19 protein-coding genes and 1 pseudogene are annotated in these 25,839 nt (G+C 62.3%); 9 read left to right on the top strand and 11 right to left on the bottom strand.

Annotated elements, in window-relative coordinates; translation table 11 throughout:
• Positions 1-20 precede the first annotated feature (20 nt).
• The 3 genes from AB5975_25195 to csiR all read right to left on the bottom strand — a co-directional run bounded on the left by AB5975_25195 (position 21) and on the right by csiR (position 2,840).
• Entirely contained in the window at positions 21-1,412 is a 1,392-nt protein-coding gene (locus AB5975_25195) for a sensor histidine kinase (GenBank protein XDR19757.1), read from the bottom strand.
• Entirely contained in the window at positions 1,390-2,070 is a 681-nt protein-coding gene (locus AB5975_25190; GenBank protein XDR19756.1) for a response regulator transcription factor, read from the bottom strand. The genes AB5975_25195 and AB5975_25190 overlap by 23 nt, the downstream gene beginning before the upstream one ends.
• A gap of 74 nt (positions 2,071-2,144) precedes the next feature.
• A complete protein-coding gene (gene csiR, locus AB5975_25185; GenBank protein ID XDR19755.1) occupies positions 2,145-2,840 on the bottom strand; it encodes a DNA-binding transcriptional regulator CsiR in 696 nt (231 codons plus the stop codon).
• A gap of 196 nt (positions 2,841-3,036) precedes the next feature.
• Between csiR and glaH the strand changes: the two genes are divergently transcribed.
• The 6 genes and pseudogenes from glaH to proP all read left to right on the top strand — a co-directional run bounded on the left by glaH (position 3,037) and on the right by proP (position 10,691).
• Positions 3,037-4,014 carry a glutarate dioxygenase GlaH gene (gene glaH / locus AB5975_25180; protein XDR19754.1) on the top strand — a complete coding sequence of 326 codons (978 nt, stop codon included), beginning with the start codon at positions 3,037-3,039 and terminating at the stop codon, positions 4,012-4,014.
• A 114-nt stretch (positions 4,015-4,128) separates the two neighbouring features.
• Positions 4,129-5,379, top strand: coding sequence for an L-2-hydroxyglutarate oxidase (gene lhgO, locus AB5975_25175; protein ID XDR19753.1), 1,251 nt, complete (start codon positions 4,129-4,131; stop codon positions 5,377-5,379).
• 150 nt (positions 5,380-5,529) lie between these two features.
• Positions 5,530-6,905 (top strand): annotated as a pseudogene (gabP, locus tag AB5975_25170) (GABA permease).
• 101 nt (positions 6,906-7,006) lie between these two features.
• On the top strand, positions 7,007-7,900 hold the full coding sequence (locus AB5975_25165; GenBank protein XDR19752.1) for a PA4780 family RIO1-like protein kinase: 894 nt from the start codon (positions 7,007-7,009) through the stop codon (positions 7,898-7,900).
• A 173-nt stretch (positions 7,901-8,073) separates the two neighbouring features.
• Positions 8,074-9,048: a porphobilinogen synthase gene (gene hemB, locus AB5975_25160; GenBank protein XDR19751.1), complete on the top strand. Its 975-nt coding sequence runs from the start codon at positions 8,074-8,076 to the stop codon at positions 9,046-9,048.
• 140 nt (positions 9,049-9,188) lie between these two features.
• On the top strand, positions 9,189-10,691 hold the full coding sequence (proP, locus tag AB5975_25155; protein XDR19750.1) for a glycine betaine/L-proline transporter ProP: 1,503 nt from the start codon (positions 9,189-9,191) through the stop codon (positions 10,689-10,691).
• Here the strand turns inward: proP and AB5975_25150 are convergent, their stop codons facing one another.
• The 6 genes from AB5975_25150 to AB5975_25125 form a co-directional block, all read right to left on the bottom strand.
• Positions 10,692-11,393 (bottom strand): YoaK family protein, encoded by a 702-nt coding sequence (locus tag AB5975_25150; GenBank protein ID XDR19749.1) that lies wholly within the window; start codon positions 11,391-11,393, stop codon positions 10,692-10,694.
• A 9-nt stretch (positions 11,394-11,402) separates the two neighbouring features.
• The gene (locus AB5975_25145) at positions 11,403-12,032 is read right to left on the bottom strand and encodes a riboflavin synthase (GenBank protein XDR19748.1); all 630 of its coding nucleotides are present in this window, start codon (positions 12,030-12,032) and stop codon (positions 11,403-11,405) included.
• A 133-nt stretch (positions 12,033-12,165) separates the two neighbouring features.
• Positions 12,166-14,322, bottom strand: a complete 2,157-nt coding sequence (locus AB5975_25140; GenBank protein XDR19747.1) for a hypothetical protein — start codon at positions 14,320-14,322, stop codon at positions 12,166-12,168.
• A 255-nt stretch (positions 14,323-14,577) separates the two neighbouring features.
• A complete protein-coding gene (locus AB5975_25135) occupies positions 14,578-17,562 on the bottom strand; it encodes an autotransporter domain-containing protein (GenBank protein ID XDR19746.1) in 2,985 nt (994 codons plus the stop codon).
• An 89-nt stretch (positions 17,563-17,651) separates the two neighbouring features.
• Positions 17,652-19,718, bottom strand: coding sequence for a maltose alpha-D-glucosyltransferase (gene treS, locus AB5975_25130; protein ID XDR19745.1), 2,067 nt, complete (start codon positions 19,716-19,718; stop codon positions 17,652-17,654).
• An 87-nt stretch (positions 19,719-19,805) separates the two neighbouring features.
• Positions 19,806-20,723, bottom strand: coding sequence for a LysR family transcriptional regulator (locus tag AB5975_25125; protein XDR19744.1), 918 nt, complete (start codon positions 20,721-20,723; stop codon positions 19,806-19,808).
• A gap of 120 nt (positions 20,724-20,843) precedes the next feature.
• Between AB5975_25125 and AB5975_25120 the strand changes: the two genes are divergently transcribed.
• The 3 genes from AB5975_25120 to AB5975_25110 all read left to right on the top strand — a co-directional run bounded on the left by AB5975_25120 (position 20,844) and on the right by AB5975_25110 (position 23,550).
• Positions 20,844-21,602, top strand: coding sequence for a 5-oxoprolinase subunit PxpA (locus AB5975_25120; protein ID XDR19743.1), 759 nt, complete (start codon positions 20,844-20,846; stop codon positions 21,600-21,602).
• A 92-nt stretch (positions 21,603-21,694) separates the two neighbouring features.
• Positions 21,695-22,582 (top strand): allophanate hydrolase subunit 1, encoded by an 888-nt coding sequence (locus AB5975_25115; protein ID XDR19742.1) that lies wholly within the window; start codon positions 21,695-21,697, stop codon positions 22,580-22,582.
• On the top strand, positions 22,579-23,550 hold the full coding sequence (locus tag AB5975_25110; protein XDR19741.1) for a biotin-dependent carboxyltransferase family protein: 972 nt from the start codon (positions 22,579-22,581) through the stop codon (positions 23,548-23,550). Before AB5975_25115 ends, AB5975_25110 begins: the two co-directional genes overlap by 4 nt.
• 136 nt (positions 23,551-23,686) lie before the next feature.
• Here the strand turns inward: AB5975_25110 and AB5975_25105 are convergent, their stop codons facing one another.
• Together AB5975_25105 and AB5975_25100 are read right to left on the bottom strand one after the other, a co-directional pair.
• On the bottom strand, positions 23,687-24,535 hold the full coding sequence (locus AB5975_25105; GenBank protein ID XDR19740.1) for a TIGR03915 family putative DNA repair protein: 849 nt from the start codon (positions 24,533-24,535) through the stop codon (positions 23,687-23,689).
• A complete protein-coding gene (locus tag AB5975_25100) occupies positions 24,526-25,746 on the bottom strand; it encodes a putative DNA modification/repair radical SAM protein (GenBank protein XDR19739.1) in 1,221 nt (406 codons plus the stop codon). The genes AB5975_25105 and AB5975_25100 overlap by 10 nt, the downstream gene beginning before the upstream one ends.
• Positions 25,747-25,839 lie beyond the last annotated feature (93 nt).

The raw sequence follows: 25,839 nt of genomic DNA, 5'->3' as shown, positions 1-25,839 counted from the left end.
GCCGCAAAGCGGCCCCGCTTTTACTTGGCCAGCCCCGCGAGCGGGCAGTGCAGCACTAACCTGGCCCCACCCAGCTCGCTCTCTCCAATCTCCAGCCCAAACCCATGCAGGTCGACGATCGCCGCAACGATCGACAACCCCAGCCCGAACCCGGCATGGCGGTGGCCTTCATCACTGCGGTAGAACCGCTTCAGCACCGCAGTACGCTCTTCTTCGGGAATGCCCGGCCCGCTGTCCTCGATGGCCAGGTGCACGCCGGTATCGTCCTGTGTCGCGAAAATCCGCACCTGCCCACCCTCGGGTGTAAACTTGATCGCATTGCCTACCAGATTGGCCAGCGCCTCGAACAGCAGTTCGCGGTCACCGTGCAGAGCCGGCAGCTGTGCGGGCTGGTGCAATTCCAGATGAATGCCGCCATCCTCGGCCAATGGCAGGTAAAAGTCGTGCAGTTCGACCAGCAGTTCATGAGGGTCCAGCTGGACGAAACCAGCCCGGCGCTGGCGGTCTTCCAGCTCGCTGATGCGCAGTAACCCACGAAAGCGCGCCATCAAGGTGTCGGTTTCGCCAATGGCCTGGTCCAGCGCCTCGGCTTGCGCGGAATCCACGTCGCTTTGCTGGCGAATGCGGTAAAGCTGGGCGCGCAGGCGGGTCAGCGGGGTGCGCAGGTCATGGGCAATGTTGTCGCACACGCCTTTGACCTCGTGCATCAACCGCTCGATGCGGTCGAGCATGGCATTGACGATGGCGGCCAGCATGTCCAGTTCGTCGCGCCTGGCCGACAAGGGCAGGCGGTGAGTCAGGTCACCCGCGACGATAAGCTCGGCCTGGGCCTGGATCGCACGGATACGCTTGAGCGGGCGGCGGCGCAACAAATACCAGCCGGCAAAGCCTGGGATCAGCGTCAAGGAGATACCCCAGAGCAGGGCATCGAGAATGATCCGGGTAACCACGAACAGTGAGCCGTTGTCGCGGAACAGTACCAACCAGCGGCCATCCTGTACCTTGATCGCTACCGCGTCGCAGCTGTCGCGGGGCAGGTGTGGGTCGTCGGCATCCAGGCAGCGTTTCAATTCATGGATCTTGCCGTCCAGCCTGAGCTCCGGGGGCAAGGCTCGCACACTGCCGCCAATCGGGTTGAGCTGGGTGTCGAACAAGCCATAGGCATCGAAGCTGCGCTCCTCGAAGGCCTGGCTGGCGATCAGGGCGTCGTCCAGTTGTTTGCCGCTCATGTGCGCGAACAGGTGCTGACGCTGCAGCATGGAGTGGCGGGTGAGTTTGTTCAGGTAGCTGGACACCTCGAAGTACAGCACCCCCATGAGGATGCTGCTCCAGGCCACGAACAGAAAGCTGTACAGCGCCAGCAGGCGGCTGGTCGAGGAACTCCAGCCTTTAGACGGGTTCAGCAATGGCATAGCCGGAGCCCCGTACCGTACGGATCAGCGGCGATTGGCCGGGGGAGTCGATTTTCTTGCGCAGGCGGCCGATGTGCACGTCGATCAGGTTGGTGCCCGGGTCGAAGTGGTAGCCCCAGACTTCCTCGAAAATCATCATCCGCGTGATTACCTGGCCGCTGTGGCGCATCAGGTATTCCAGTAGCTTGTACTCGGTGGGCAGCAGGTTCAGCGTGTTGTCACCGCGACGCGCTTCGTGGCTGATCAGGTCCAGTTGCAGGTCGGCGACCTGCAGGCGGGTCTGGGTCATGGGCACGCTGTTGCGGCGCAGCAACACCTCGACCCGCGCGGCCATCTCGTCGGAGGCGAACGGTTTGGTCAGGTAGTCGTCACCGCCGGCACGCAGGCCGCGCACCCGCTCATCGACGTCGGAGAGGGCGCTGATCATCAGGATCGGCGTGGCGATCTTGAGGCTGCGCAGGGTGGTGACGATGGTCAGGCCATCGACCTCGGGCAGCATGCGGTCCAGGGTGATCAGGTCGTAGCCGCCGGCAATGGCCTTGGCCAGGCCCTCACGGCCATTGTCGGCCCAATCCACCTCCAGGCCGTGGCTGGTAAGTTCGGCGACGATTTCCTGGCCGGTGACGGCGTCGTCTTCGATGGTCAGTACGCGAGGCATGCTGGTTCCTGGGCATCTAATAGAGATTTGATTGTGCCAAAGAATAGACAACCGGCGATTTAAGAAAAATTCATCTAGCGTGCGCCGATACCTTCAGCATGCATGATCTGCGCAATGATCGGCACCGGGGTCATCAGGTGCGAGCGCATCATGGCGCTGGCGCGCTTGGCATCACGGGCGAGAATCACCTCGACCAGCGCTGCATGCTCCTGGCGCTTGAGCTCCAGCGCCTGCTCGGAAAACACCGTCTGCGTCAGCCACAGATGGCGGTAGCGTTCGGCCTGGTCGAACAGGTAGGTGCGCGCTTGCAGCAGGTGCTTGGAGCCGCAGCCCGAGGCGATGGCGGTATGGAACGCCTTGTGCCGTTCGTCCCACACGTCCAGGCGCTGTTCACGGGTTTTCACCTCCACCACTTTGGCCAGGGTGTGCGAGTGGGCCAGCACCGAGGCCTCCCAGGCGTCGTCGCCGCGTTCGATGGCCAGGGCGATGATCATCGCTTCCAGGTTGGCGCGGGCATCATAGATGTCGTTCATCTCGTCCAGCGACATGGGCGCCACCCGGTAGCCTTTCTGGCTTATCGCGTTGACCAGGTGCTCTGCCACCAGTTGTGACAGTGCTTCGCGCAGCGGGCCCACGCCCAGGTCGTAGCGTTCCTTGAGGGCGCTCATCAACAGTTTTTCACCGGGTTTGAACACGCCGCGGATGATGTCCTTCTTGAGCCTCTCATACCCGCTGAATGCTGAGTTTTGTCGGGGGGCGAGCGCTTCCAAGATCCTGTTCCTCAAAACGTTTTGCCGATCATACCGAAACCCTCTGCCGACGAAAAACAATGGACAAAAAAGTCTAATGTCGCTGAATGATAAAAATGTAGACATTTTGAGTTTGTAGCGATATTTTTACCTCGCCCGCACTGCTCCAGGTCACTACCGGACGGCGCCACACAACTTTTTTTGCCAGGACACTGCCATGAACGCCTTTACGCAGATCGACGAACTTGTCATGCCGCTGCCGCTCGAACCGCAGGGCTACACCATTGCCCCCTCGAAACAGTCGCCGCGCCTGCTGGAACTGACCTTTGCCCGGGAAACCGTCGAAGCGTTCGTGCAGGCGGTTGCCCAATGGCCGGTACAGGCACTGGAGTACAAGTCGTTCCTGCGTTTTCGTGTAGGCGAAATCCTTGACGAGTTGTGCCAGGGCACCTTGCGCCCGGTGTTGCTCAACACCATCCTCGACCGCGCCAGCGGCGGCATGCTGATTACCCCTGTCGGCCTGGACGACGTGAGCCAGGCCGAGGACATGGTCAAGTTCACCACCGCTTGTGCACACCTGATCGGCCGTTCCAACTACGACGCCATGAGTGGCCAGTTCTACGCGCGCTTCGTGGTGGTCAACAGCGATAACTCCGACAGCTATCTGCGCCAGCCGCACCGGGTCATGGAACTGCACAACGACGGCACGTTCGTGAACCAGATCACCGACTACGTGCTGATGCTGAAAATCGACGAAAAGAACATGGAAGGCGGCAACTCGCTGCTGCTGCACCTGGACGACTGGGAGCAGTGCGACGAATTCTTCCGTCACCCGATGGCACGCCGCGAAATGCGTTGGACCGCACCGCCGAGCAAGAAGGTGGCCGAAGATGTGTTCCACTCGGTATTCGACACCGATGCCGAAGGCCGCCCGACCATGCGCTACATTGACCAGTTCGTGCAGCCGGAAAACTACGAGGAAGGCATCTGGCTGAACGCCTTGTCCGATTCGTTGGAAGGCAGCGAGAAGAAGGTTTCGGTACCGGTGGGGGTGGGCAGCTTCCTGCTGATCAACAACCTGTTCTGGCTGCATGGCCGCGACCGCTTCACCCCGCACGAGGGGCTGCGCCGCGAACTGATGCGCCAGCGTGGTTACGTCGCTTTCCCTAAACCGCTGTACCAGCGCGGGCAATAATGACAGGGCGCGGGGCGGGCGCCCGCCCACGCGTCTTTGCACAAAACGATGCCACCTGGGCCCGCGCGGGCCTCGGTGAGCAAGCCAGGCAATGCCTGCGTGTGAGGTAAGGCTGTGTACGATTTCATCATTATTGGCGGTGGCATTGTGGGCATGTCCACGGCCATGCACCTGATCAAGGTCTACCCGGACGCAAAGATTCTCCTGCTGGAGAAAGAGTCTGGCCCGGCCCGCCACCAGACCGGCCACAACAGCGGCGTGATCCACGCCGGTGTGTATTACACCCCCGGCAGCCTCAAGGCGCGCTTCTGCCTGGAAGGCAACAAGGCCACCAAAGCCTTCTGCACCCAGCACGGCATCCGCTTCGATGAGTGCGGCAAGCTGCTGGTAGCCACGAACGACCTGGAAATGCAGCGCATGAAGGCGCTGTGGGAGCGTACTGCGGCCAATGGCCTGGAACGCTACTGGCTGTCGGCTGACGAATTGCGCGAGCGCGAGCCCAACATCGTTGGCATGGGTGGCATCTTCGTGCCGTCCAGTGGCATCGTCAATTACGCTGAAGTCACTGCTGCCATGGGCGCCGAATTCCAACGTGCCGGCGGTGAAATCCGCTATGGCGCCGAGGTGGTCGGCCTGCAGGAGCAGGCCAGTGAAGTGATCGTGCGCACTCAGCGCGACGAGTTCCGCAGCCGTTTCCTGGTGACTTGCTCGGGCCTGATGGCCGACCGAGTGGTGAGCATGCTGGGCCTGCGCACCGAGTTCGTAATCTGCCCGTTCCGTGGCGAGTACTACCTGCTGCCCAAACAGCACAACCAGATCGTCAACCACCTGATCTACCCGATCCCCGACCCGTCGATGCCTTTCCTGGGTGTGCACTTGACCCGCATGATCGACGGCACCGTCACCGTTGGCCCCAATGCTGTACTGGCGATGAAACGCGAGGGCTACCGCAAGACCGACGTCAGCCCCAGTGACTTGTTCCAGACCCTGACCACCCCTGGCATCCTCAAGGTGCTGGCGAAGAACTTCCGCCCGGGCCTGATCGAGATGAAGAACTCGTTGTTCAAGGGCGGGTACCTCAAGCAAGTACAGAAATACTGCCCGAGCATCACCAAGGCCGACCTCACGCCTTACCCGGCTGGTGTGCGTGCCCAGGCAGTATCGCGTGATGGCAAGCTGATCGACGACTTCCTGTTCGTCAACACCGCGCGCAGCGTCAACGTGTGCAACGCACCGTCGCCAGCTGCCACCTCGGCTATCCCGATCGGCGCCTATATCGTCGAGAAAGTTTGCGAGCAGGTCAGCCTCCAGGGCGGCAGCTTCCCCAAAGCAGACCTGGCTGCCAACCAGCGGGCGGCTAGCTGACACCGCCGTAGCACCTCTTGCGGTTTCGTTTTACTCAACCCGAACTGCCCTACTCACCATTTAGGGCAGGGCGGGCTTTTTCGCGCCTGCGTCGGTGACGTGCAGCCGGCGGCCCCAGCGTGGGCATGACAAAAACAACAAGGTAGCGCCATGCAAACCCACAAGAACAATTTGAGTCATGGATTGAAATCACGGCATGTGACCATGCTGTCCATTGCCGGCGTGATCGGCGCCGGCCTGTTTGTCGGTTCTGGCCGCGCCATCGCCGAAGCAGGCCCGGCCACCATCCTGGCCTACATCCTGGCAGGCGGGCTGGTGGTATTGGTAATGCGGATGCTGGCCGAAATGGCGGTTGCCTCGCCGGATACCGGCTCGTTCTCGACTTACGCCGACCTCGCCATCGGCAAATGGGCCGGCTACACCATCGGTTGGCTGTATTGGTGGTTCTGGGTGCTGATCATCCCGATCGAGGCCAATATCGCCGCTACCATCATCAACTCCTGGGTCCCGCAGATGGAGATCTGGGTCTTGTCGTTGGTGATCACCTTGCTGCTGACCGCCACCAACCTGTTCAGCGTGAAGAACTACGGCGAGTTCGAATTCTGGCTGGCACTGGTCAAGGTGGTGGCCATCGTCAGCTTCATTGCCCTTGGCGTTTGCGCTATTTTCGGCCTGTTGCCGGGTCCGGCGTCAGCGGCGTTTCGCGCCTTTGGGATACCGGCGGCTTCATGCCCAACGGCTTTGGTGCGGTGCTGAGCGCGATGCTGATCACCATGTTCTCGTTCCTCGGGGCCGAGGTGGTGACCATTGCCGCCGCCGAATCCGACGAGGCGGGCAAGCATATTTCCAAGGCCACCAATTCGGTGATCTGGCGGATTACCCTGTTCTACATCCTGTCGATCTTCATCGTGATCGCACTGGTACCGTGGACCGACCCTCGCTTGGCTACCGAAGGTTCTTATGTCACGGTGCTGGATACACTTGGCGTGGCTAATGCCAAGGCCATCATCGATTTCGTGGTGCTGACGTCGGTGACCAGCTGCCTCAACTCGTCGCTGTACACCGCCTCACGCATGGTTTATTCCCTGAGCCGGCGCGGTGACGCCCCGGCCTGTGCCCAGGTAACCAGCCGCAGTGGTACGCCGGTGGTGGCGGTGCTGTTGTCCACGGGTGCTGCATTTCTGGCGGTGATCGCCAACTACCTGGTACCGGCCAAGGTGTTCGGCTTCCTCATGGCAAGTTCCGGCGCCATTGCCCTGCTGGTGTACCTGGTCATCGCCATTTCCCAGCTGCGTCTGCGCCAGCGCCTGACTGCACAGGGTAAGACGTTGGGCTACCGCATGTGGTTGTTCCCGTGGCTGACCTGGGGCGTGATCCTGTTCATCAGCGGCGTACTGGTACTGATGCTGTTCCGGCCGGATCACCGCCTGGAAGTGGTGTCGACCATGGTGCTGGCGGTGCTGGTGGTGTGTTCGGGGCTGCTGGTGACCCGGCGCCGGGCGCGCGCGGTGGTGGTGGGGGCGTAGGGCAGGGCGCCTGATGCGTCCGGCCTGAAGACAGACGAGCAAGTCGCATCAGGCTGTGAGAGGATGTCCGCCAACAAAGCCAGGACCCTGAACGCAGCCTGATGAAGACACCTAAAAGAATCGAACCCCTGATCGAAGACGGCCTGGTCGACGAAGTACTACGGCCGTTGATGAGTGGCAAGGAAGCCGCTGTGTATGTGGTGCGCTGCGGCAGCCAGGTGCGCTGCGCCAAGGTTTACAAAGAAGCCAACAAGCGCAGTTTCCGCCAGGCCGCCGAGTACCAGGAAGGCCGCAAGGTGCGTAACAGCCGCCAGGCACGCGCGATGGCCAAGGGCAGCAAGTTCGGCCGTAAAGAAGCCGAAGATGCCTGGCAGAACGCTGAAGTGGCGGCGCTGTTCCGTTTGGCCGGCGCTGGTGTAAGGGTACCCAAGCCCTACGACTTCCAGGACGGCGTGCTGTTGATGGAGCTGGTGACCGATGCCGATGGCGATGCGGCCCCGCGCCTGAACGATGTGCACCTTGAAGCCGAAGATGCCCGCGTATTCCATGCCTTTGTCATTCGTCAGATCGTGCTGATGCTGTGTGCCGGGCTGGTGCATGGCGACCTGTCCGAGTTCAACGTGCTGCTTGGCCCGGACGGGCCGGTGATCATCGACTTGCCGCAGGCAGTGGATGCGGCGGCCAACAACCATGCCTTCAGCATGCTGCAGCGCGACGTGGACAACATGGCCCATTATTTCGGGCGCTTTGCCCCGGAGCTGAAAAGCACCCGCTATGCGCAGGAAATGTGGGCGTTGTACGAGGCCGGCAAATTGCTCCCTGACAGCCCGCTGACTGGGGTGTTCGAGGATGACGAGCACGAGGCTGACGTGACCGGGGTAATGCGGGAGATCGACGCCGCCCGGATGGATGACGCCCGCCGTCGTGCGGCGCGCGCCGAGGCGGAGCATGGGCCGGCCAAGGCAGAGGAGCCGACGCCGCCCTGGCTGCAGTAACCGCTTGACTCACCGGCCTCTTCGCGGGCTCGCCCGCGAAGAGGCCGGCGCATGAGCGCACGCGACCGAAGCAGCCCTTGCCATTGACGCAAGACATAATCTCGTCATTTGGCCTTTTCACTGGCGCGCGACAGGCATAAGGTATACGCCGTTCAAAATGCCCTGGAGCTGTCATGTCCAACCAATTCCCGTCCGTTCGTCCCCGCCGCCTGCGCCAGAACGAGTCCCTGCGCACGATCTTCCAGGAAACCGAGTTCCGCCTGGAAGACCTGATCCTGCCGATCTTCGTCGAGGAGGGTATCGATGATTTCGTGCCGATCACCAGCATGCCCGGTGTCAACCGCATCCCCGAGAAGCTGCTGGCCCAGGAAATCGAGCGCTATGCCCGTGCCGGTATCAAGTCGGTGATGACCTTTGGCGTCTCGCACCACCTGGACGCCACTGGTAGCGACACCTGGAACGAAAACGGCCTGGTCGCGCGCATGTCGCGCATCTGCAAGGACACCGTGCCGGAAATGGTGGTGATGTCCGACACCTGCTTCTGCGAATACACCAGCCACGGCCACTGCGGTGTGCTGCATGACCACGGTGTGGACAACGACGCCACCCTGGCCAACCTGGGCAAGCAGGCGGTCATCGCGGCGGCGGCGGGTGCCGACTTTATCGCCCCGTCGGCGGCGATGGACGGCCAGGTACAGGCTATCCGCAGCGCGCTGGATGGTGCCGGTTTCCACGACACTGCGATCATGGCCTACTCGACCAAGTTCGCCTCGTCGCTGTATGGCCCGTTCCGCGAGGCCGGCGGCACTGCGCTGAAAGGTGACCGCAAGAGCTACCAGATGAACCCGATGAACCGCCGCGAAGCGGTGCGCGAGTCGCTGCTCGACGAGCAGGAAGGTGCGGATGTGCTGATGGTCAAGCCGGCCGGTGCCTACCTTGACGTGATCGCCGACATTCGCGCAGCCTCGCGCCTGCCGCTGGCGGCGTACCAGGTGAGTGGCGAGTACGCGATGATCAAGTTTGGCGGCCTGGCCGGCGCCATCGATGAAGGCCGGGTGGTGCGTGAAAGCATCGGCGCGATCAAGCGTGCCGGTGCCGACTTGATCCTGACTTACTTCGCCATGGACCTGGCCCGCGAAGGTATCTGAAGCCCAGCCTTCAGCAAACAAATGCCGCTGCTATTGCAGCGGCTTTTTTATGCCAATGCACAAAAAATCAGTAAGCGCTGAATTATTTAGTGTCCCGTTGTATCTGATCCCTTAGAGCATTCATCGACAGGGATACGGGTATGAAACCTCGCAAGAAAAGCGTCCAGCCAATCGGCCTGAAGGACATCACCATCGTCGACGACGCCAAGATGAAGAAGGCGATCACCGCCGCTGCGCTGGGTAACGCCATGGAGTGGTTCGACTTTGGCGTGTACGGCTTCGTCGCCTACGCCCTGGGCAAGGTGTTCTTCCCCAATGCCGACCCCAGCGTGCAGATGATCGCGGCCCTGGCCACCTTCTCGGTGCCGTTCCTGATCCGGCCATTGGGCGGGTTGTTCTTCGGCGCCTTGGGCGACAAGTTCGGGCGGCAGAAAATCCTCGCTGCGACCATCGTGATCATGTCGCTCAGCACCTTCGCCATCGGCCTTATACCGTCCTACGCCAGCATCGGCATCTGGGCGCCGATACTGTTGTTGCTGGCCAAGATGGCCCAGGGTTTTTCAGTGGGGGGCGAGTACACCGGTGCCTCGATCTTCGTTGCCGAATACGCCCCTGACCGCAAGCGCGGTTTTCTCGGTAGCTGGCTGGACTTCGGCTCGATTGCCGGGTTTGTGCTAGGTGCTGGAGTGGTGGTGCTGATATCCACCATTCTCGGTGAAGAGAAGTTCCTTGAATGGGGCTGGCGGCTGCCGTTCTTCCTGGCCCTGCCGCTGGGCATCATCGGCCTTTACCTGCGCCATGCGCTGGAAGAGACACCCGCGTTTCAGCAGCATGTCGACAAGCTGGAGCAGGGCGACCGTGAAGGCCTGGCTTCTGGGCCCAAGGTGTCGTTCAAGGAGGTGGCTACCCAGCACTGGCGCAGCCTGGTGACCTGCATTGGTGTGGTAATCGCCACCAACGTCACTTACTACATGCTGCTCACCTACATGCCCAGCTACCTGTCGCACAACCTGCACTACAGCGAAGACCATGGTGTGCTGATCATCATCGCGATCATGGTCGGCATGCTGTTCGTGCAGCCGATGATCGGCCTGCTCAGCGACAAGTTTGGCCGTCGGCCATTCATCATCGTTGGCAGTGTTGGCCTGTTCGCCCTGGCCATTCCGGCATTCATGTTGATCAACAGCGGCGTGCTGGGGGTGATTTTCGCCGGGCTGCTGATCATTGCTGTGCTGCTGAACTTTTTCATCGGCGTGATGGCCTCCACGTTGCCAGCGATGTTCCCTACGCACATCCGCTACAGCGCCCTTGCCGCTGCATTCAACATTTCGGTGCTGATAGCCGGGCTTACCCCGACCCTCGCCGCCTGGCTGGTGGAGAGTACCGGCGACCTCTACATGCCGGCCTACTACCTGATGGTAATCGCCGCCATTGGCCTGCTGACCGGCCTGACCATGAAGGAAACCGCCAACAAGCCGCTGCGCGGCGCAGCGCCGGCGGCATCGGACATCGAGGAAGCGCGTGAGCTGCTGCAGGAGCACCACGACAACATCGAGCAGAAGATCGAGGACATCGATGCGCAAATCGCCGAACTGGAAGCCAAGCGCGAGACGCTGGCCCAGCAGCACCCGCGCATCGAATGATCAGCGCGGCATGTAGCCACGCTGCCAGGCGCGCGGGATGAACCGCGACACCAGGGCCAGCAGGCAGGCCAGCGCGCAACTGCCGGCCAAGGCCTGCAGGCCCAGGTGTTGTTGCAACCAGGCGCCGAGCGCAGCCCCCAGCAGCATGCCGGCCCAAGGCACCAGCTGCACCCGCCAGCCGTTGCGCCGCTCACCCAGCAGCCAGCGCCCCAGGCCACGGCCGAAACGCGACAGGGCGCCGGTCACGTAGGTCAGGCCGATGGGCAGGCCATTCACCTGTTCGACCACAGCATTGATCATGCCCATGGCCAGCGTTGCGGCCAACAGCGCCGGGAAGGTGGCTGGCAATGGCCACGCTGCCGCGAACGCCAGCAGTGCGGCAACCACCAGCAGCACCGGCCAGGCCCGACGGCCCAAACCACGCGCCATCAGCACGCCCAATGCATTGCCCGCGACAAAACCCAGCACTGCGCCACTCAGGCGCAGCACCAGGGCCAGATCTGCCTCACTGATGGCCACTGCCAGGCGTGTGGTGTTGCCACTCATGAACGACACGAAGTCGCCCAGTGCCAATAGGCCAATGGCATCGGTCATGCCGGCCAGCACCGACAGCGCGGCGACCAGGCCGAGGCCGACGCGGCCACGCAGTACTTGCAGGCGTAAACGCTTGGCCGTGCGCGCGGTGAGGGCGTTAGGCAGCATGTGCAGGCCTCAAGGCAGCTGTTTTTCGCGGGCCAGGGTGCCTTTGATGGTGCGCTCCACCACATCGACCAGCACCATGGTCTGGTGGTCGACCTCGATGTTTAGCAGCTCGCCGGCCTTGTAGCTGGCGAAGGTGGTCTGACGCAGGGTTTCCGGGATCAGGTTGATGGTGATGACGTTGTCCTCCACATCAGCGACGGTCAGGCTGCAGCCATTGACCCCGATGAAACCACGCGCAAACACGTACTTGCCCCATTCCGGCGGCATGCGGAACTTGATGAAGGCGCCGGTTTCCTTGATCGACAGCTCGACGATTTCGGCAGTGGTGGCGATGTGGCCAGCCATCAGGTGGCCGCCAACTTCGGCGTTCATCTTCGCTGAACGTTCGATGTTCACCCCTTGGCCTGCCTTGAAGTTACGCAGGTTGGTGCGTTCGAGGGTAGCGGTCATGGCGTCGAACCTGACCTGGCTGCCGTCGATTTCGGTGACCGACAGGCAAGTGCCTTCGACGCTGACGCTGGCGCCGATCTTCAGCGCTTCGAGCAGTTCTGGGGTGAGGTCGATGGTGAACTGGTTGTGGCCCGGGTAGGTGGTCACATCAAGCAGAGGGCGGACGGCCTGGACGATGCCGGTGTACATGGAGTTGCTCCTGGGCGCGGAAAAGAAAACACCCGAACGCTATGCCCGTAGCGCTGTAAATGCAAGGCTTCGCACGACCTTGCTTTGCTACTGCCAATTTGTAAAAGCCCCCGCCTGGCTTCCCTCCGTGCAGTCATGCGTGAGAACCAGCCCCTCGGCGGGACAACGTTCCATCCGCAGGAATACTGATAAGTAGTTCAGGCGCGGATGCAATTGGCAACCACACTTCGTTCAGGTTGAAATACAGCGTGACGTCTAGTTTTAACATTGCGCTTTTTGAGGATGGGGTCGTGTGATTGAACCACTGCATGAATCCATCCGCCAATTGCTCGACCAGCGTGGCAAAAGAGTGGGCGTTGTCGGCGATAGTTTCAGAGTCACCGTTCGCAATACTCACATTGTCTACCAGCAGAATCGGAACCTCGCACCAAGCGTCCAATGCAGCAGCACTGGGGGCGGTAATCTGAGAGCGCAAACCCATGGCTATACTGAGGCAACATTCCCGGGGCCGTGCACGGCTTGCATTGGCGAACGGCGTCAAGGCAAGCTCGATAGCAGTGAACAAGTTGCCATCGCAGGCGAACTGGCGGCTTGGTAGGATGATATTTGGCACAACGGGAGCGCTGAAAGCAGATGCCGGCGACTGATAGACCAAGGCTGAGTTGGTCCGCGCCCCCGCAGAACCTTCAAGATTCGCGTTTCGCACCATCCACCAGGTCGAGCAAGCACTCTGGTATGTTCCGATATCGATATTCGCCCAGACGAATTCGAAGGAAGGCTCGTCCATCGCTGAAAGCGCTTGATCATCGTACTGTGCCACATACCAGCATGAGTCGTTATTGAGTGCCGCTACTTCACCTGCAAACGCTACGCCGCAGGGGTGTTGGCCATTGATGGTTGGCCAGCCCATCTTCGAAAGGCCACACCCTGCCTCCACTTGTGAGCTTTGAGCGAACAGGCGCAGCGTCTTGCGCCCATTGGAGGCGCACGCGAAATCCAAAACATACAGAGCGCTTGCCTGATCAGCGGGAGGAGGAGCCGTTGACGCTCTCGGCACAGTTGCGCATGTGGGCCAACGCCAGTTAGCCCATGTTTGGATGACGTGTTCAAACTGATTCAGCAATGCAGTAGTTACCCGTTGCTTTGCGGGACCATCGGTATGCCGTTCTGATGCCTCTTGTTGCAATGCCTGCATCTGTGGCCACAAGACCGGCCAGGCAACATTGAATGACGCAAGCGCGGCAAACATTTCCTGGTGATCACCTATGTCAGTTGAGTCGCAATCCTGTAGCGGCTCATCGATTGGCTTGTTGTAGGCCAGTCTTACCCAAAGCTGGTCTTGAGCACCGTGTGCGGGCAACTCCACTTGCGCCTCATAACTCCACTGCAGCGCTGTGCAGGCAGAGGCCTGGACACGCGCCTCGTGGGACAGTTTTGCTCGTTGACTCAACAGCGACGGTTGATGAGGGAATTCCCGCCTAGGCATTGGTACTTCAAGCATGGACATCGTTGTGAACTGGGGACCAGCCTGGTGACCCAGTACACAACGATTTCCATGCGAGTGCGTATAGCCAAACTCCATGAGTGTACCTATGAAACGCGGGACGCTCGATTCAGCTCGCAATGGAACCGGCGTGCTGACAGCGGCTGGTATTTGTACAATCGAGGCATGCAGATACGCATTTGAGAACGACGTTTGCACATGCTGCTCAAACTGATCCCGTGCGGCGCTCAGGTCGCCGTCTGACTGCATGGCGAAAACCGGAGCGACACCTGTGGCAAGCACTTTGGCAAGGGTTTCCTTCAACGTTACAAGCCGCTGATAGACGGTATCGTCGAACGAGGTGGGTGCGCCGTTGGTCATCAATGCGAGGAAATCGTCGAATGCGGACATGAAGGATTGCGCCCAGATGTCGAGGTCTAAGTCCCTGAATGTGAGCGTGTTGTAAGTCGGTTCCAATGTGCAGGTTTCATAATTTGGTACCACTGCCGTGCCGCTTATCAATCTATTGCTGATGGGCAACAGGGTGAAATAGCTTGCCGTTCTGCTCCGTGTAACAAAGTCCACATGGTAGGGCTCACCCCAGCGCATGCCCCATAGTGACACCTGCGGCGTGAGCAGCTTGGCGAACAAGCCCGCATAGCGGTCGAGTGCCTCGCGCATTTGCTGGCAGACACAATTATCGTTGTTCGCAGTACGGCAACCGCTCATGCACGAAGCGGGTTGCTCGCATGGCAATTGTTGCCAATTCACGCTTGGTACGCTGTACATTGCAGTCAGTGTGTACATGTGCCTGTATTCAGCTCCATCGAATTACTGGTTTATCGAGCGCTTGTTGCCAGGGAAAATCTTCGCGTACCGATTTTCTCTCACTGGGGCGCTCAGCAATGCCGACTTTTGAGGGGGTAGATGGCCTGGCGACTGCCATCACATTAGGTCACGGACACTGTGCAGACAAACCAAAACCAGAAATTCTCAAGCGCAATGTTGACTGTACGAATAGTGGGCAAGGCCACTGCCGTACGCAGTGACCGTACTCTGAAATCAGAATTTCAACTGCCACTGCCCAACCACCGCATGGTTACGGCTGTTGCTGCCCAGTTCACCGCTATACCCGATGCCTACGCTTTGCCGCGCACTCAGCCCCAGGTCCAGCCCGGCCTCGACCAGCAAGCTGTCGCGGTCGATCGCACTGCCTTCGACACTGAACGCATCACCCCCTGCGATAAACGCCTGCCGCGTGCGGGTATCGATGCTGCCGTAAGTGTGCCGCCAGCCCAGGGTCGCCCGTGGCGTCAGGCTCATGCCGTTGTCCAGCTGCCCCAGGTGCGCCAGGCGCACACCGAAGGTGCTGCTAACGTTGTCCTGGGTATCGGCGTCCACGGCCAGCGCCGCATCGCCGCCTTGTTCCCGGTAATTGTCGCGGTGGTAGCGCTGGTAGCCGAGGTTGGCGAACGGCTCGGCGCTCAGGCGACCGCTGCCCATGGCGTAACCCAGCTCGATGAAGGCCTGCTGACTGTCGGCGTCGTAGTCACCCTTGAGGCGCTCTTTGAAACCGGCAAACGCCACGTCGCGCTTGCTGTCGCCGTCGTGGCTGCTGTACGCCGCACCCAGGCGCACGGCCAGTGGGCCGCTCTGATGCTGGGCGTAGACGCCAGCGTGCCAGCTGCGCACCGTGCCATCCAGGCCAGTGGCGTCCAGGCGGGTGTGCGAGTAGCCACCCAGCAGGCCCACGCGCCAGTCACCAGCCAACGCCCAGTCGACGCCCAGCACACCACCGCCGGTACGCTGCTCCAGTGTGCTGGCGCCATGGCTGCCATCGACCTTGCCGTAGCTGCCCAGCGCCTGTGCCCAGACGCGCCCCTGGGCAGTCGGGTCGTTGAGGCTGCGCGCTTCACGCGGCACGCCGGTGGCGGCCAGCGCCGGGCCGTCGCTGTCGTTCAGGCCAACCAGCAGGCCGCCAGCGCTGCCCATTGCCTGCATCGCGCCGAGCATGCTGCTGCCGACCTGCAACGCGCCAGCCAGGGTGGCGGCCGCGAGGTTGGCGGTATTGCTGCCGGACAGCTGCTCGATGGCATTGCCGGCACCGGCTGCGGTGGTACCGAGCACGGCGTTGTACAGGTTGCTGTTCTGCCCGAGGCTGGCCAGGCTGCGCGCGGCGACAGCCGCGTTGGCGGACGGTGCATAGTGCTCGAAGGCTACGTCGTTGCGGGTGTAGTCCAGACCTACCGAGGTGTTGTTGTAGCGCAGGGTAGGGGTGAGGAAGGCATAGTCGCTGCTGACTTGGGTGAAGGTGCCGTTCACGGCACCGGCGGTCAGCACGGTGTAGTGGCTCTGCCACGGGTATTCGCCGGCGCTTGGCTGCACATGCAACGTGGCGCCATCGAGGTTGGCAGTACCGCTGACATGGATCGGTGCACTGCTGCCGTCAGCGTTGACGCCATACACCAGGCTTGAACCCTGGCCAAAGCCCAGGTCCCCCGCAACGGCGGCGACGCCCAGGCCGGTGTTGGTGAGCAGGGTGCCGTTCACTTGCAGCCCGCCGACCGACCCGCCACCGGCATACGTGGCGCCTTTTTCAATCAACATCGAGCCGAGGATGCTGCCCTGATTGATCAGCGTGGCGCCCGAGTTCACCACGCCACCTTGGCTGAAGTCTTCGAGGCTGGTCAGGGTCCAACTGCCGCCGCTGACCTTCAAGGTTTCGAAGTTGGCGCTGTTGCCGAAGTTGCCAGTGCCGTTCAGGGTCAGGCTGTCGATGCCAGCACCGCCATCGACCAGGCCGTTGAACGTGCCACCAGTCAGCACGGTGAGGCTGTCGTTGCCGGCACCCATGCTCAGCGCAAGGCCGTTGCCACCGCTGATAGTCCCGCTGTTGATCACGCTGTCGTCGTACTCGCCGATCAGCTTGATGCCAAAGCCGCCTTCGCCCTCGATGCGTCCGGCGTTGCTGATAGTGGTCGCGGCCACACCGGCACCTTCGGCGCCGTCATCGACCAGGATGCCGTTGTCGACACTGCGAATGACCCCACTGGTGGTATTGACGATGCTGCCACCGCCCATGGCAATGCCTTCGCTGCCATTTGGCCGGCCACCACTGTCGACGCCCTTGGCGCCCAAACCCTGGATGGTGCCGGCGTTGTATACATGGCCGATGTTGTCGATATCGACGCCATCGCCGTCGCCATTGATCTTGCCGTCGGCGATGGCACCGGTGATGGTGCCCCAGTTGTACACCGTGCCGCTGCCGTCGGAGCCGAAACCCGAACCGTTGCGCCCGGTAACGCTGGCGCCCTCGTAGTTGTACAGCGTGGCATCGGTCTTCAGGTCGACGCCGTGGCGGTCGGCGCTGATGGTGCCGTGGTTGTACACGGTGACCCCGGTAGAAGTGCCGATCTTGATGCCGTCCCACTTCTGGTCCAGGCCGTTCTTGTCCTGTGGCGCGGTGTCGGTGTAGATCAGCCCGTAGTTGGTGATCGTGGCGTTGGAGCCGGTCTTGATCGCGTCGTTGCCTACGGCGTGGATCACGCCTGTGGCCTGGTTCTCCAGGGTGGTGGTGAACGCTGGATTGTTCAGCGTTTCGAGGTCGATGGCCTGGCCGTCGACGGTGGACGCGATGGTGCCCGCGTTGATGATGCTCAGGCTACCGCCGGCGGCAGGGTTGGTCTGCAAGCGCAAGCCGTCGTTGCTGCCTTGGATCAGCCCCCCGGCGTGGTTGGTGATGACGAAGTGGCTGAGGTCTTCGCCGTCGCCCTTGCTGTCAATGCCACGGCCATCGGTTGAGCGGATGATGCCGGCGTTATCGACGCTCACCGTTGCACCACTGGTGTGCTTGGGCAAAATCACGCCGTCGTCGTCACTGGCCACGATGCTGCCACTGGCCGTCACTATCAAGGTGTCGGACTTTTTCAGCTCCAGGGTGTCGGTGCTGGCGCGGTCGATCAGGTAATCCTTGGCAAAGGCGCTGGGGGCGAAGGCAGCACAGGCCAGGGCGATGCACAGGGCCAGGCGGTTGGGCGTGAAATGCATTGGGCGACCATGGGTGAGTGTTCAGGGGCGCCCAATATGGCCATTCGATATTACGATTTGATTGATCGGGTGGCTGTTTTCATCGCCAATTACACATGTCCGCTACTGTTGACGATGCGCAGGCACAGCGCCTCGTACGGGTCCAGGTTCACCATCAACCGCCCATCTTCGCTCAAGTCGCCTTCGACCGTTTCGTTGATCATGTCCACCACCGGCCCAGGCGTGAACCCGTCCAACAGCAGCTCCTCGGCAATCGTTTCATGGCCAAAGTTCAACGCACTGATCTGGATGCCGCGCCCGGCTGGCAGCTCATGCACCATCACCAGCAGCCCCGGGCTGATGACCTCGGGTACCAGCACCTGACGGCTGGTGGCAATGCCATAGGCCTGGCGTACCGCTAGCAGTTTCTTCACTTTGCAGGCAAACGAATCAACCGCTTCCAGCTGGCTGTCGAGGCTGCCGTACAGTGCCCGTGCACGCGGCATGCCACGCACTGACGCCTCGGCTTGCGGGTCAAGCCCGGCAAGGTCATAGCCGCCCCGGTGAATCCAGCGGGTATCGCCATCGAGCATGCGCTCGGCCACGGCTTCGGCGGGCAAGGGCAGGGCGCCGACCAAGTCCCAGCCAGACAATGCGACCACCCCGGGCTGCATGGCGTTGTACATGACCAGCAGCAGGTGCACCTTCTGGATCAGTTCGATGTCAGCCGTGCCAATCTGCTCGAGGTCGCGAATGCCCAGTGCGGCAGCGATCAGGCTGGCGGTGGTGCAGGCGATGCCATTGGTGACGAAACGCAGGTTGTAGGGCGCATGTTCGCCCGACAGCCGTTCGTAGATCTCTTCGCGGATGTGTTCGCGCAGGATGCTGCCAGGCAGGGTCTGGCCTTTGTACAGGTACATGTCGTGGGCATGCAGGGTCCAGAAGTGCACCAGTTCCACCGTCAGCTCGTCGTGGTTCTGCAGGGCATGGATCAGCGAGGCCGGGTCGATGCCGAAGGCATGCATTTCTTTGAGCATCAGGCGCAGGAACGCGGTGTCGCCGGTCAACAGCGCATGCTGATAGGCCGGCCGGGTAATGAAATCGTAGGACAGGTCGGCACCGCCCTTGGACATCTGCGCAATGTCATCAAGGGTCAGGTTGAGCTCCTGGAAGCTGAAACCACCGGCCTTGCGGATCATGCCGCCGATCAACTGGTTGCCGACGATCGACAGCGGATGGCTTTCCGACCAGGCGGTGCCGCTGGCGCGCGTTTCCACGCCGAGAAAGCCGTTGGCGTCCAGGCGCAAGCCGCGCGCACCCAGGCAATCCAGGGCGTGTAGCGCGTCGCCAATGATCATCTGCTGGGCGGCGAAGGTCGGGTCCAGCCAGTTCAGCGACGGTTGGCCTTCCTTGAAGTAGTGCAGGTACACCCAGCGCCGGGTCTTGCCGTCGACGCCTGTGACCGGCGGCGTGGCGCTCCAGTCGGTTTCCTTGACGCCCGGCTCGAAGAAAATGACCCGTTGCAACTGGCCGACGATGTAGTGGCGGGCCTTGAGCTCGTCGCACTGAGCTGGCAGCAGGTTGACCGCGTCGCGGCCGACGGGCACCTCGGGCAGTAGCGGCCAGTCTTCTTCGCGCACCTCGACCATGTGGTACAGCCCAGGGTAGGGGCCGTGGGCAAGCTCGGCGAGGCGGAAGTCGGCCCCCTTGCCGGTGTGCGAGGGGATCAGGTCGTCAATGGTCACGGCATTGTGCGCGGCGGCCATGCGGCTCATCTGGATCAACTCCTGCTCGCTGCCGTACAGCGGGTCGATGTCGAAACTGATGCGGTCGAAGTTGCCATCCACGCTGGGGGTGAGTTCGCGGCCGCGGATACCCCCGGAGCGCTTGATCGGGCCGGTGTGCAGGCCCTGTACGCCGATTTCCGACAGGCGCTTCCACAGCGCTTCGTGGGCCAGGGCACCCAGCACCGAGCAACCCTCGGGGGCGATGATGGCGTCAGGGTAGACGGTCAGCCACACCGAGGCGATTTCGGTGGCGCGCCGGGGCTGGGCCTCGGCATAGGGTTGTTGCCACAGGCGTGACTGGCCTGAATACAGGCTGGCGCGCGCCTGAGAGGCCTTGAGCATGGCGCGGTCTTCGAGCCATTTGACGTATGACGGGTCGGGCTGGGTCATTGCGCGTCCTCTTTGCGTGTCGGCACCGGCTCAGCTTAGGACGGTTGTGGCGGCTGATCGTTCGGCTTGCGATCGGTTTTGCCTTCATCAGCGCCGAGCCGACAATTGTTGCGGCGCCAGAAACGCATCGTGGAAGTAGTTGCGCACGGCCTGCATCGCCGGGCTGAACGCGCGCTCCCGGTGCCAGGCCAGGCCCACGCTCATTGGTGTGACCGGGTCACTGATGGTGACCGTCTCGATACGCTTGCCCTCAAGCGACCAAGGCCGGTGCACCAGGTCCGACAGGATCGCCACGCCGCTGCCGTTGGCGACCATGCTGCGCACGGCCTCCACCGAGCTGGTGCGTACCCGTACACTGGGCCGTTGCCCGGCCTGTTCCCAGTAGCGCATGGCACTTTGCTCGGCCTCATCGACAGTCAGCAGGATGAACGGCTCACAGGCCACATCGGCCAGGCTCACTGCCGAGCGTTCGCACAACGGGTGATGCCCGGGCAGCCACAGCCGGCGTTCGGAGTTGAACAGGGTTTCCGAGACGATGTCGGGGTGGGTGAGGTTGGCGGTGAGTACCACCGCCATGTCGAAACGCCCCTCCAGCAGGCCTTGCTCGATAGCGCTGCGCTCCTGCTCGTACAGCTCCAGGGTTACGTCCGGGTGCCAGTGCTCCAGGCGTTGCAGGTGGTGCGGCAGGAAGTAGCCGATCACTGTGTAACTGGCCGCCAGGCGCAACAGGCCGCTGGCGCGCACGTCCGGTAGCGGGCTGTTCAGCGCGTCGTCGACACTGCGCAGGATGACGTAGGCGCGGTTCAGAAAGTGCCGGCCGGCCTCGGTCAGGCTCATGCCTTGGGCCGAGCGCTGGAACAACAGCACGCCGAGCATCGCTTCAAGCTCCTTGATGGCCGTGGTCACAGCCGACTGGGAGATGTTCAAGTGAATCGCCGCTTGGGAAATCTGGCCGATTTCGGCGGTGGCGACGAAGTAGCGGACCTGGCGCAGGGTCAGTGACACGGTAGGCTCCCGGTGTATCTGTTTTTCAGAAGACACCCTATCTGTTTATAGATCTTCCCAAGGGGGTACAGAGAATCTAACGTGGCATGCATGCAGTCACAAGTGCCAGGAGATGCCGTCATGCAAGCAGTGGATTTCAATTCGGACATGGGTGAGGGCTTTGGCCCCTGGACGATCGGTGATGGCGTCGATAACGAGCTGATGGGCTACATCAGTAGCGCCAACATCGCCACCGGCTTCCATGCCGGTGACCCTGGCACGATGCGCCGCACTGTCGAGCGCGCCAAGGCCCTGGGTGTTGCGGTAGGGGCGCACCCAGGCTTTCGTGACCTGGTCGGTTTCGGTCGCCGGCACATCAATGCTCCGGCGCAGGAGTTGGTCGACGACATGCTCTATCAACTGGGCGCGCTGCGTGAAATTGCCCGCGCCCAAGGCGTGCGCCTGCAGCACATCAAGCCGCACGGGGCGCTGTACATGCACTTGGCGCGTGACCAGGAGGCAGCGCGTTTGCTGGTGGAAAACCTGCGAGTGATCGAGCCCGAGCTGATGCTGTACTGCATGCCGGGTTCGGTGATCTGCCGTATTGCCCAGGAACTGGGACAGCCGGTGGTTCGCGAGTTTTACGCAGACCGCGAGTACGACCTGAGCGGGTCGATCGTGTTCACCCGCAATGTGCGGGGGTATGAGCCCAAGGCTGTCGCCGAGCGCGTCTTGCGCGCTTGCCAACAAGGCGTGGTACGCACCGTCGAAGGCCAGGACCTGGCCATCGAATTCGATTCCATCTGCCTGCACAGTGACACCCCAGGTGCGCTCGACCTGGTCGAGGCCACGCGCAAGGCGCTGGATACGGCCGGCATCGTGGTGCGTGCGCCACGCTGAAACCGTTGGGCATCCGGCAAACTGACAAGCCGCAGCCCGTGCATTTTGTTTTTGCCTGCCTTTCTATAAAGATTCCAAGAAAAGGAACAGTCATGGCCGAACCGCTTGCTACAACCCCGATCCGCTACAGCTTCGGCGCCGACGAGCACCTGTTTGCCGAAGTCAGCGAAAGCATGTCACTGGAGGCCTTTTTCAAGGGTATGGCCGTCACCCGCGCGGTGGAGCGGCTGGCCCTGGATGGCGTGCTGGATGTGTGCCTGGCCAACGCGTCGTTCCAGATTCGCTTCGACCCGGACCGCATCGCCCCCGAGGCGTTGCTTGAGGCCGTGCGCGGCGCCGAAGCGCAGGCGGTGGCGGAGCGTTCGTTGCAGACGCGGATCATCGAGATCCCGGTGTTGTACAACGACCCCTGGACCCATGAAACGCTGATGCGATTTCGCGACCGCCACCAGGACCCGGCCAGCACCGACCTGGAGTACGCCGCACGCATCAACGGCCTGGCCGATGTCGAGGCCTTCATCGCCGCGCACAGCGGCGCGCCGTGGTTCGTGTCGATGGTCGGTTTCGTCGCCGGCCTGCCGTTCATGTTCCAGATGGTCGAGCGCGAGCGGCAGTTGCAGGTGCCCAAGTATTTGCGCCCGCGTACCGACACGCCGAAGCTCACCTTGGGCCATGGCGGCTGCTTTGGCTGTATCTACTCGGTGCGCGGGGCAGGCGGCTACCAGATGTTCGGTGTTACCCCAGCACCGATCTACGACCCGCAGCAAACCTTGAACTACCTGAAGGACCACATGGTGTTCTTCCGCCCGGGCGACATCGTGCAGTTCAAGCCCATTGACCGCCGGGCCTACGACCAGGCGGTGGCGGATGTGGAGGAAGGCCGCTTCGACCTGCGCATTCGCCCGGTGGCGTTTTCTCTGGATGCCTTCCTCGCCGACCCGGTCGGTTACCCCAAATCGTTGCAGGAGGTGCTGGTATGATCAAGGTGCTCAAACCCGGCCTCGCGACTTCCGTGCAGGACCTGGGCCGCGAAGGTTACTACCACCTGGGCATCCCACCGTCCGGCGCACTCGACCAATACGCCTTGAGCGCGGCCAACCACCTGGTGGGCAACCCGGCCGGCGCTGCGGGCCTGGAATGTGCGTTGGTGGGGCCGGAGCTGGAGTTTCAGCAGGACGCACTGGTGGCCGTTTGCGGTGCGCAGATGCCCGCGTTGCTCGATGGCCGCGAGCAGCGGCCGGATACGGCGTTTGCCGTGCGCGCCGGGCAAGTGTTGCGTTTCGGTTTTCCTACCGCAGGTGCTCGGGCCTACCTGGCAGTGGCAGGCGGCATCGACGTGCCCGAAGTACTGGGTAGCCGTTCCACCTACGCGCTGGGGGCCTTGGGCGGCTTTCATGGGCGCAAGTTGATGGCGGGCGACCTGCTACCGGTCGGCGTGCCCAGCGGCAAGACCCGTGCCGGTGCAAGCCTGCCGATGGCCTTGCGTCAGGCCCTGGGTGGCGAGGTGGTGTTGCGGGTGGTGCCTGGGCTGTACTTCCACCGCCTGACCGCACCTGCGGCACAAAGCTTTTTCACCGAAGCCTGGACAGTCGGCTCCGAGGCGGACCGTATTGGCTATCGCTACAAAGGCGGCAGTGCCTTGAGCTTCCAGCCACGGGAGCAGCCGTTCGGTGCTGGGTCGGACCCGTCGAACATCGTCGACAGCTGCTACCCAATCGGCTCGATCCAGGTGCCGGCGGGGTTGGAACCGATCATCCTGCACCGCGATGCTGTGTCCGGTGGCGGTTACGCCATGATCGGCACCGTGATCAGTGCCGACCTTGATTTGATCGGGCAGATGCAGCCTAACCAGCAGGCACGGTTCCTGGCGGTTAGCCTGGAGCAGGCGCTGGAGGCGCGGCGGTCGTACAAGAAGAAGCTTGGTTGCCTGGATAGGCTCTTCGCCTGACGTCGAGGCAAAGCCGCGGTGCTTTTTTGTGGCTGCGGCCTTGCGTCGCGGTAGGGCTGCGCCGCAGCCCTAAAAGATCAGCCTCGCTGCTGGAATCAGCGCCCGCTTTGCGGACCATCGCGGCACAAGGCCGCTCCTACACCGACCGCGTGTGCATGCTGATTTGCTTGCCGGATTGAGCGGCCACTTCAAGGGCCTGGCCGTCCCGCTGCTTGCCCTGGCGCGCCAAGCCTTCCAGCTGCGGTATCAGCATGCCTTCCGGCAAATGCCGCCAGAACCGCCCGGGCATGTGCAGGCGCAAGGCGTCCGGGTTGAGGCGGGCCGGGTTGAAGGTATGGCGGTAGTACGTGCGCCAAAGCTCGGCGCCAGGGTCGTCGGCGTTGCGCGCCCACTGGCGCCAGGCTTCGGGGCACTGGCGCTGGTAATCGAACACTTGACCGTCAAAGCGAATGCCATCCTGTGGTGTAGCGATAAGCCAGCGCAAACGCCCCAGGCGGTCGGCGAAATGCGGGCTGGCACTTTGCAGAATGTCATGCGCCGGCTCGTGATAGGCCACCAGGTCCAGCTGCAAATGCGCGACCAGTTCATCAGGCAACGGCACGAAGCGCACGAACGCATGCAGGTGATGTGCTTCGCGGCTCACCTGCTTGATGCGCCGTTGCAGCTCACTGCCCAACCTGTCACCCGCCAGCATGGCTGTGCGGTCGCCATGGGCGACGCGCCAAAGCACTTCGTACAGCAGGTTCCAACGTTGCTCTCCACGGTAGCGGGAGGCCTGTTCCAGTTGGCTCAGCAAGGCTGCCGGGACTTTGGCGCGAAAAGGGCCGGGGCCTTCCGGGGGCGCAGTCGGCATGGCCAGCAGGTCCGCCATCGGACCTTGCGACCAGGTGACTTCGGACGGGTCGATGCCATGCCCCAACAACACCCGAGCCTGATCGCGCCAAGTGGCGAACAGGTCGTCGCAGTCGAGCGCGATCACCCCCATAACCCCATCTGTACCGGTGCTTGCGGCTCACGCAAACGCGCCCTTAGCAGGCCGCTGCGCAGTTCGGCTTGGGCCGGGCGGTAGTCGCTGGTGACGATGAACGGCCGAGCCTTGTCCAGCACGCAACGCAGCTGGATCAGGTCGTCATAGCGGATACGCCGTTCCCGGCGCAGGGCGACCAGGCGTTGCACACTGCGCAGGCCGATGCCGGGGATGCGTGCCAGTAACGCTGGCTCGGCGCGGTTCACATCCAGCGGGAAGACCTCGCGGTTGGCCAGCGCCCAGGCCAGCTTGGGGTCGATGTCCAGGGCCAGGTTACCGCTCTGGCCCAGCAGCTCGCCAGCCTTGTAGCCATAGCCACGCAGCAGGAAGTCGGCCTGATACAGGCGGTGTTCGCGCAGCAGCGGAGGTGCGGCGAGGGGCACGCTGCCTGGGCTGTCGGGGATCGGGCTGAAGGCGGAGTAGTACACGCGCTTGAGGCCGTAGCCCTGGTAAAGCGACTCGGCATTGCGCAGCAAGGTGCTGTCGTCGGTGCTGTCGGCGCCGACGATGACCTGGGTGCTTTGCCCCGCCGGGGTAAAGCGTGGCGCCTTGGGCTCGTTGGCCACGGCTTGCTGGCCTTGGTGAATCACGCCCATGGCCTGGCGAATGGTGTGCGCCTGTTTTTCCGGCGCCAGGCGTTTGAGGCTGGCGTCGGTCGGCAGCTCGATGTTGACGCTGAGGCGGTCGGCCAGGCGCCCGGCCTGTTCGATCAGCAGCGGGTCGGCGTCGGGAATTGTCTTGAGATGAATGTAGCCGCGGAAGTTGTGTTCTTCGCGCAACAGCCGGGCCACGCGGATCAGCTGCTCCATGGTGTAGTCCGCCGAGCGGATGATGCCAGAGCTGAGGAACAAGCCGCTGATGCAGTTGCGCCGGTAGAAGTCCAGGGTCAGGCGTACCACTTCCTCGGGGCTGAAGCGCGCGCGTGGCACGTTGCTGGAGCGGCGGTTGACACAGTACTGGCAGTCGTACAGGCAGAAGTTGGTGAGCAATACCTTGAGCAGCGATACGCAACGGCCGTCGGGGGTGTAGCTGTGACAGATGCCCATGCCATTGGTGGCCCCCAGGCTGTCGGCACCGCGCGAGTTACGCTTGGGCGCACCGCTGCTGGCGCAGGAAGCGTCGTACTTGGCGGCGTCGGCGAGGATGCCGAGTTTGGCAATGAGTTGCATGGTACTGTCTCGCAATACTGAATATTCATACAGTATTTTGAGATGTGATGGATTGCAAGTGCTTGTGCGCCGGCCATACCTGAGCAAATCCGT

Origin of the sequence: Pseudomonas putida (assembly GCA_041071465.1) — a bacterium.
In the GTDB taxonomy this organism is placed as follows: domain Bacteria; phylum Pseudomonadota; class Gammaproteobacteria; order Pseudomonadales; family Pseudomonadaceae; genus Aquipseudomonas; species Aquipseudomonas putida_P.
The sequence above is the reverse complement of the archived record's forward strand: the minus strand, read 5'-3'. Positions and strand labels throughout refer to the sequence as shown.

What these genes read in the sequence shown, in the direction of transcription:
- AB5975_25195 (XDR19757.1), bottom strand. Translation starts at nt 1,412, where the DNA reads ATGCCATTGCTGAACCCGTCTAAAGGCTGGAGTTCCTCGACCAGCCGC.
- AB5975_25190 (XDR19756.1), bottom strand. Translation starts at nt 2,070, where the DNA reads ATGCCTCGCGTACTGACCATCGAAGACGACGCCGTCACCGGCCAGGAA.
- glaH (XDR19754.1), top strand. Translation starts at nt 3,037, where the DNA reads ATGAACGCCTTTACGCAGATCGACGAACTTGTCATGCCGCTGCCGCTC.
- AB5975_25165 (XDR19752.1), top strand. Translation starts at nt 7,007, where the DNA reads ATGAAGACACCTAAAAGAATCGAACCCCTGATCGAAGACGGCCTGGTC.
- hemB (XDR19751.1), top strand. Translation starts at nt 8,074, where the DNA reads ATGTCCAACCAATTCCCGTCCGTTCGTCCCCGCCGCCTGCGCCAGAAC.
- proP (XDR19750.1), top strand. Translation starts at nt 9,189, where the DNA reads ATGAAACCTCGCAAGAAAAGCGTCCAGCCAATCGGCCTGAAGGACATC.
- AB5975_25150 (XDR19749.1), bottom strand. Translation starts at nt 11,393, where the DNA reads ATGCTGCCTAACGCCCTCACCGCGCGCACGGCCAAGCGTTTACGCCTG.
- AB5975_25145 (XDR19748.1), bottom strand. Translation starts at nt 12,032, where the DNA reads ATGTACACCGGCATCGTCCAGGCCGTCCGCCCTCTGCTTGATGTGACC.
- AB5975_25140 (XDR19747.1), bottom strand. Translation starts at nt 14,322, where the DNA reads ATGTACACACTGACTGCAATGTACAGCGTACCAAGCGTGAATTGGCAA.
- AB5975_25135 (XDR19746.1), bottom strand. Translation starts at nt 17,562, where the DNA reads ATGCATTTCACGCCCAACCGCCTGGCCCTGTGCATCGCCCTGGCCTGT.
- treS (XDR19745.1), bottom strand. Translation starts at nt 19,718, where the DNA reads ATGACCCAGCCCGACCCGTCATACGTCAAATGGCTCGAAGACCGCGCC.
- AB5975_25120 (XDR19743.1), top strand. Translation starts at nt 20,844, where the DNA reads ATGCAAGCAGTGGATTTCAATTCGGACATGGGTGAGGGCTTTGGCCCC.
- AB5975_25115 (XDR19742.1), top strand. Translation starts at nt 21,695, where the DNA reads ATGGCCGAACCGCTTGCTACAACCCCGATCCGCTACAGCTTCGGCGCC.
- AB5975_25110 (XDR19741.1), top strand. Translation starts at nt 22,579, where the DNA reads ATGATCAAGGTGCTCAAACCCGGCCTCGCGACTTCCGTGCAGGACCTG.
- AB5975_25105 (XDR19740.1), bottom strand. Translation starts at nt 24,535, where the DNA reads ATGGGGGTGATCGCGCTCGACTGCGACGACCTGTTCGCCACTTGGCGC.
- AB5975_25100 (XDR19739.1), bottom strand. Translation starts at nt 25,746, where the DNA reads ATGCAACTCATTGCCAAACTCGGCATCCTCGCCGACGCCGCCAAGTAC.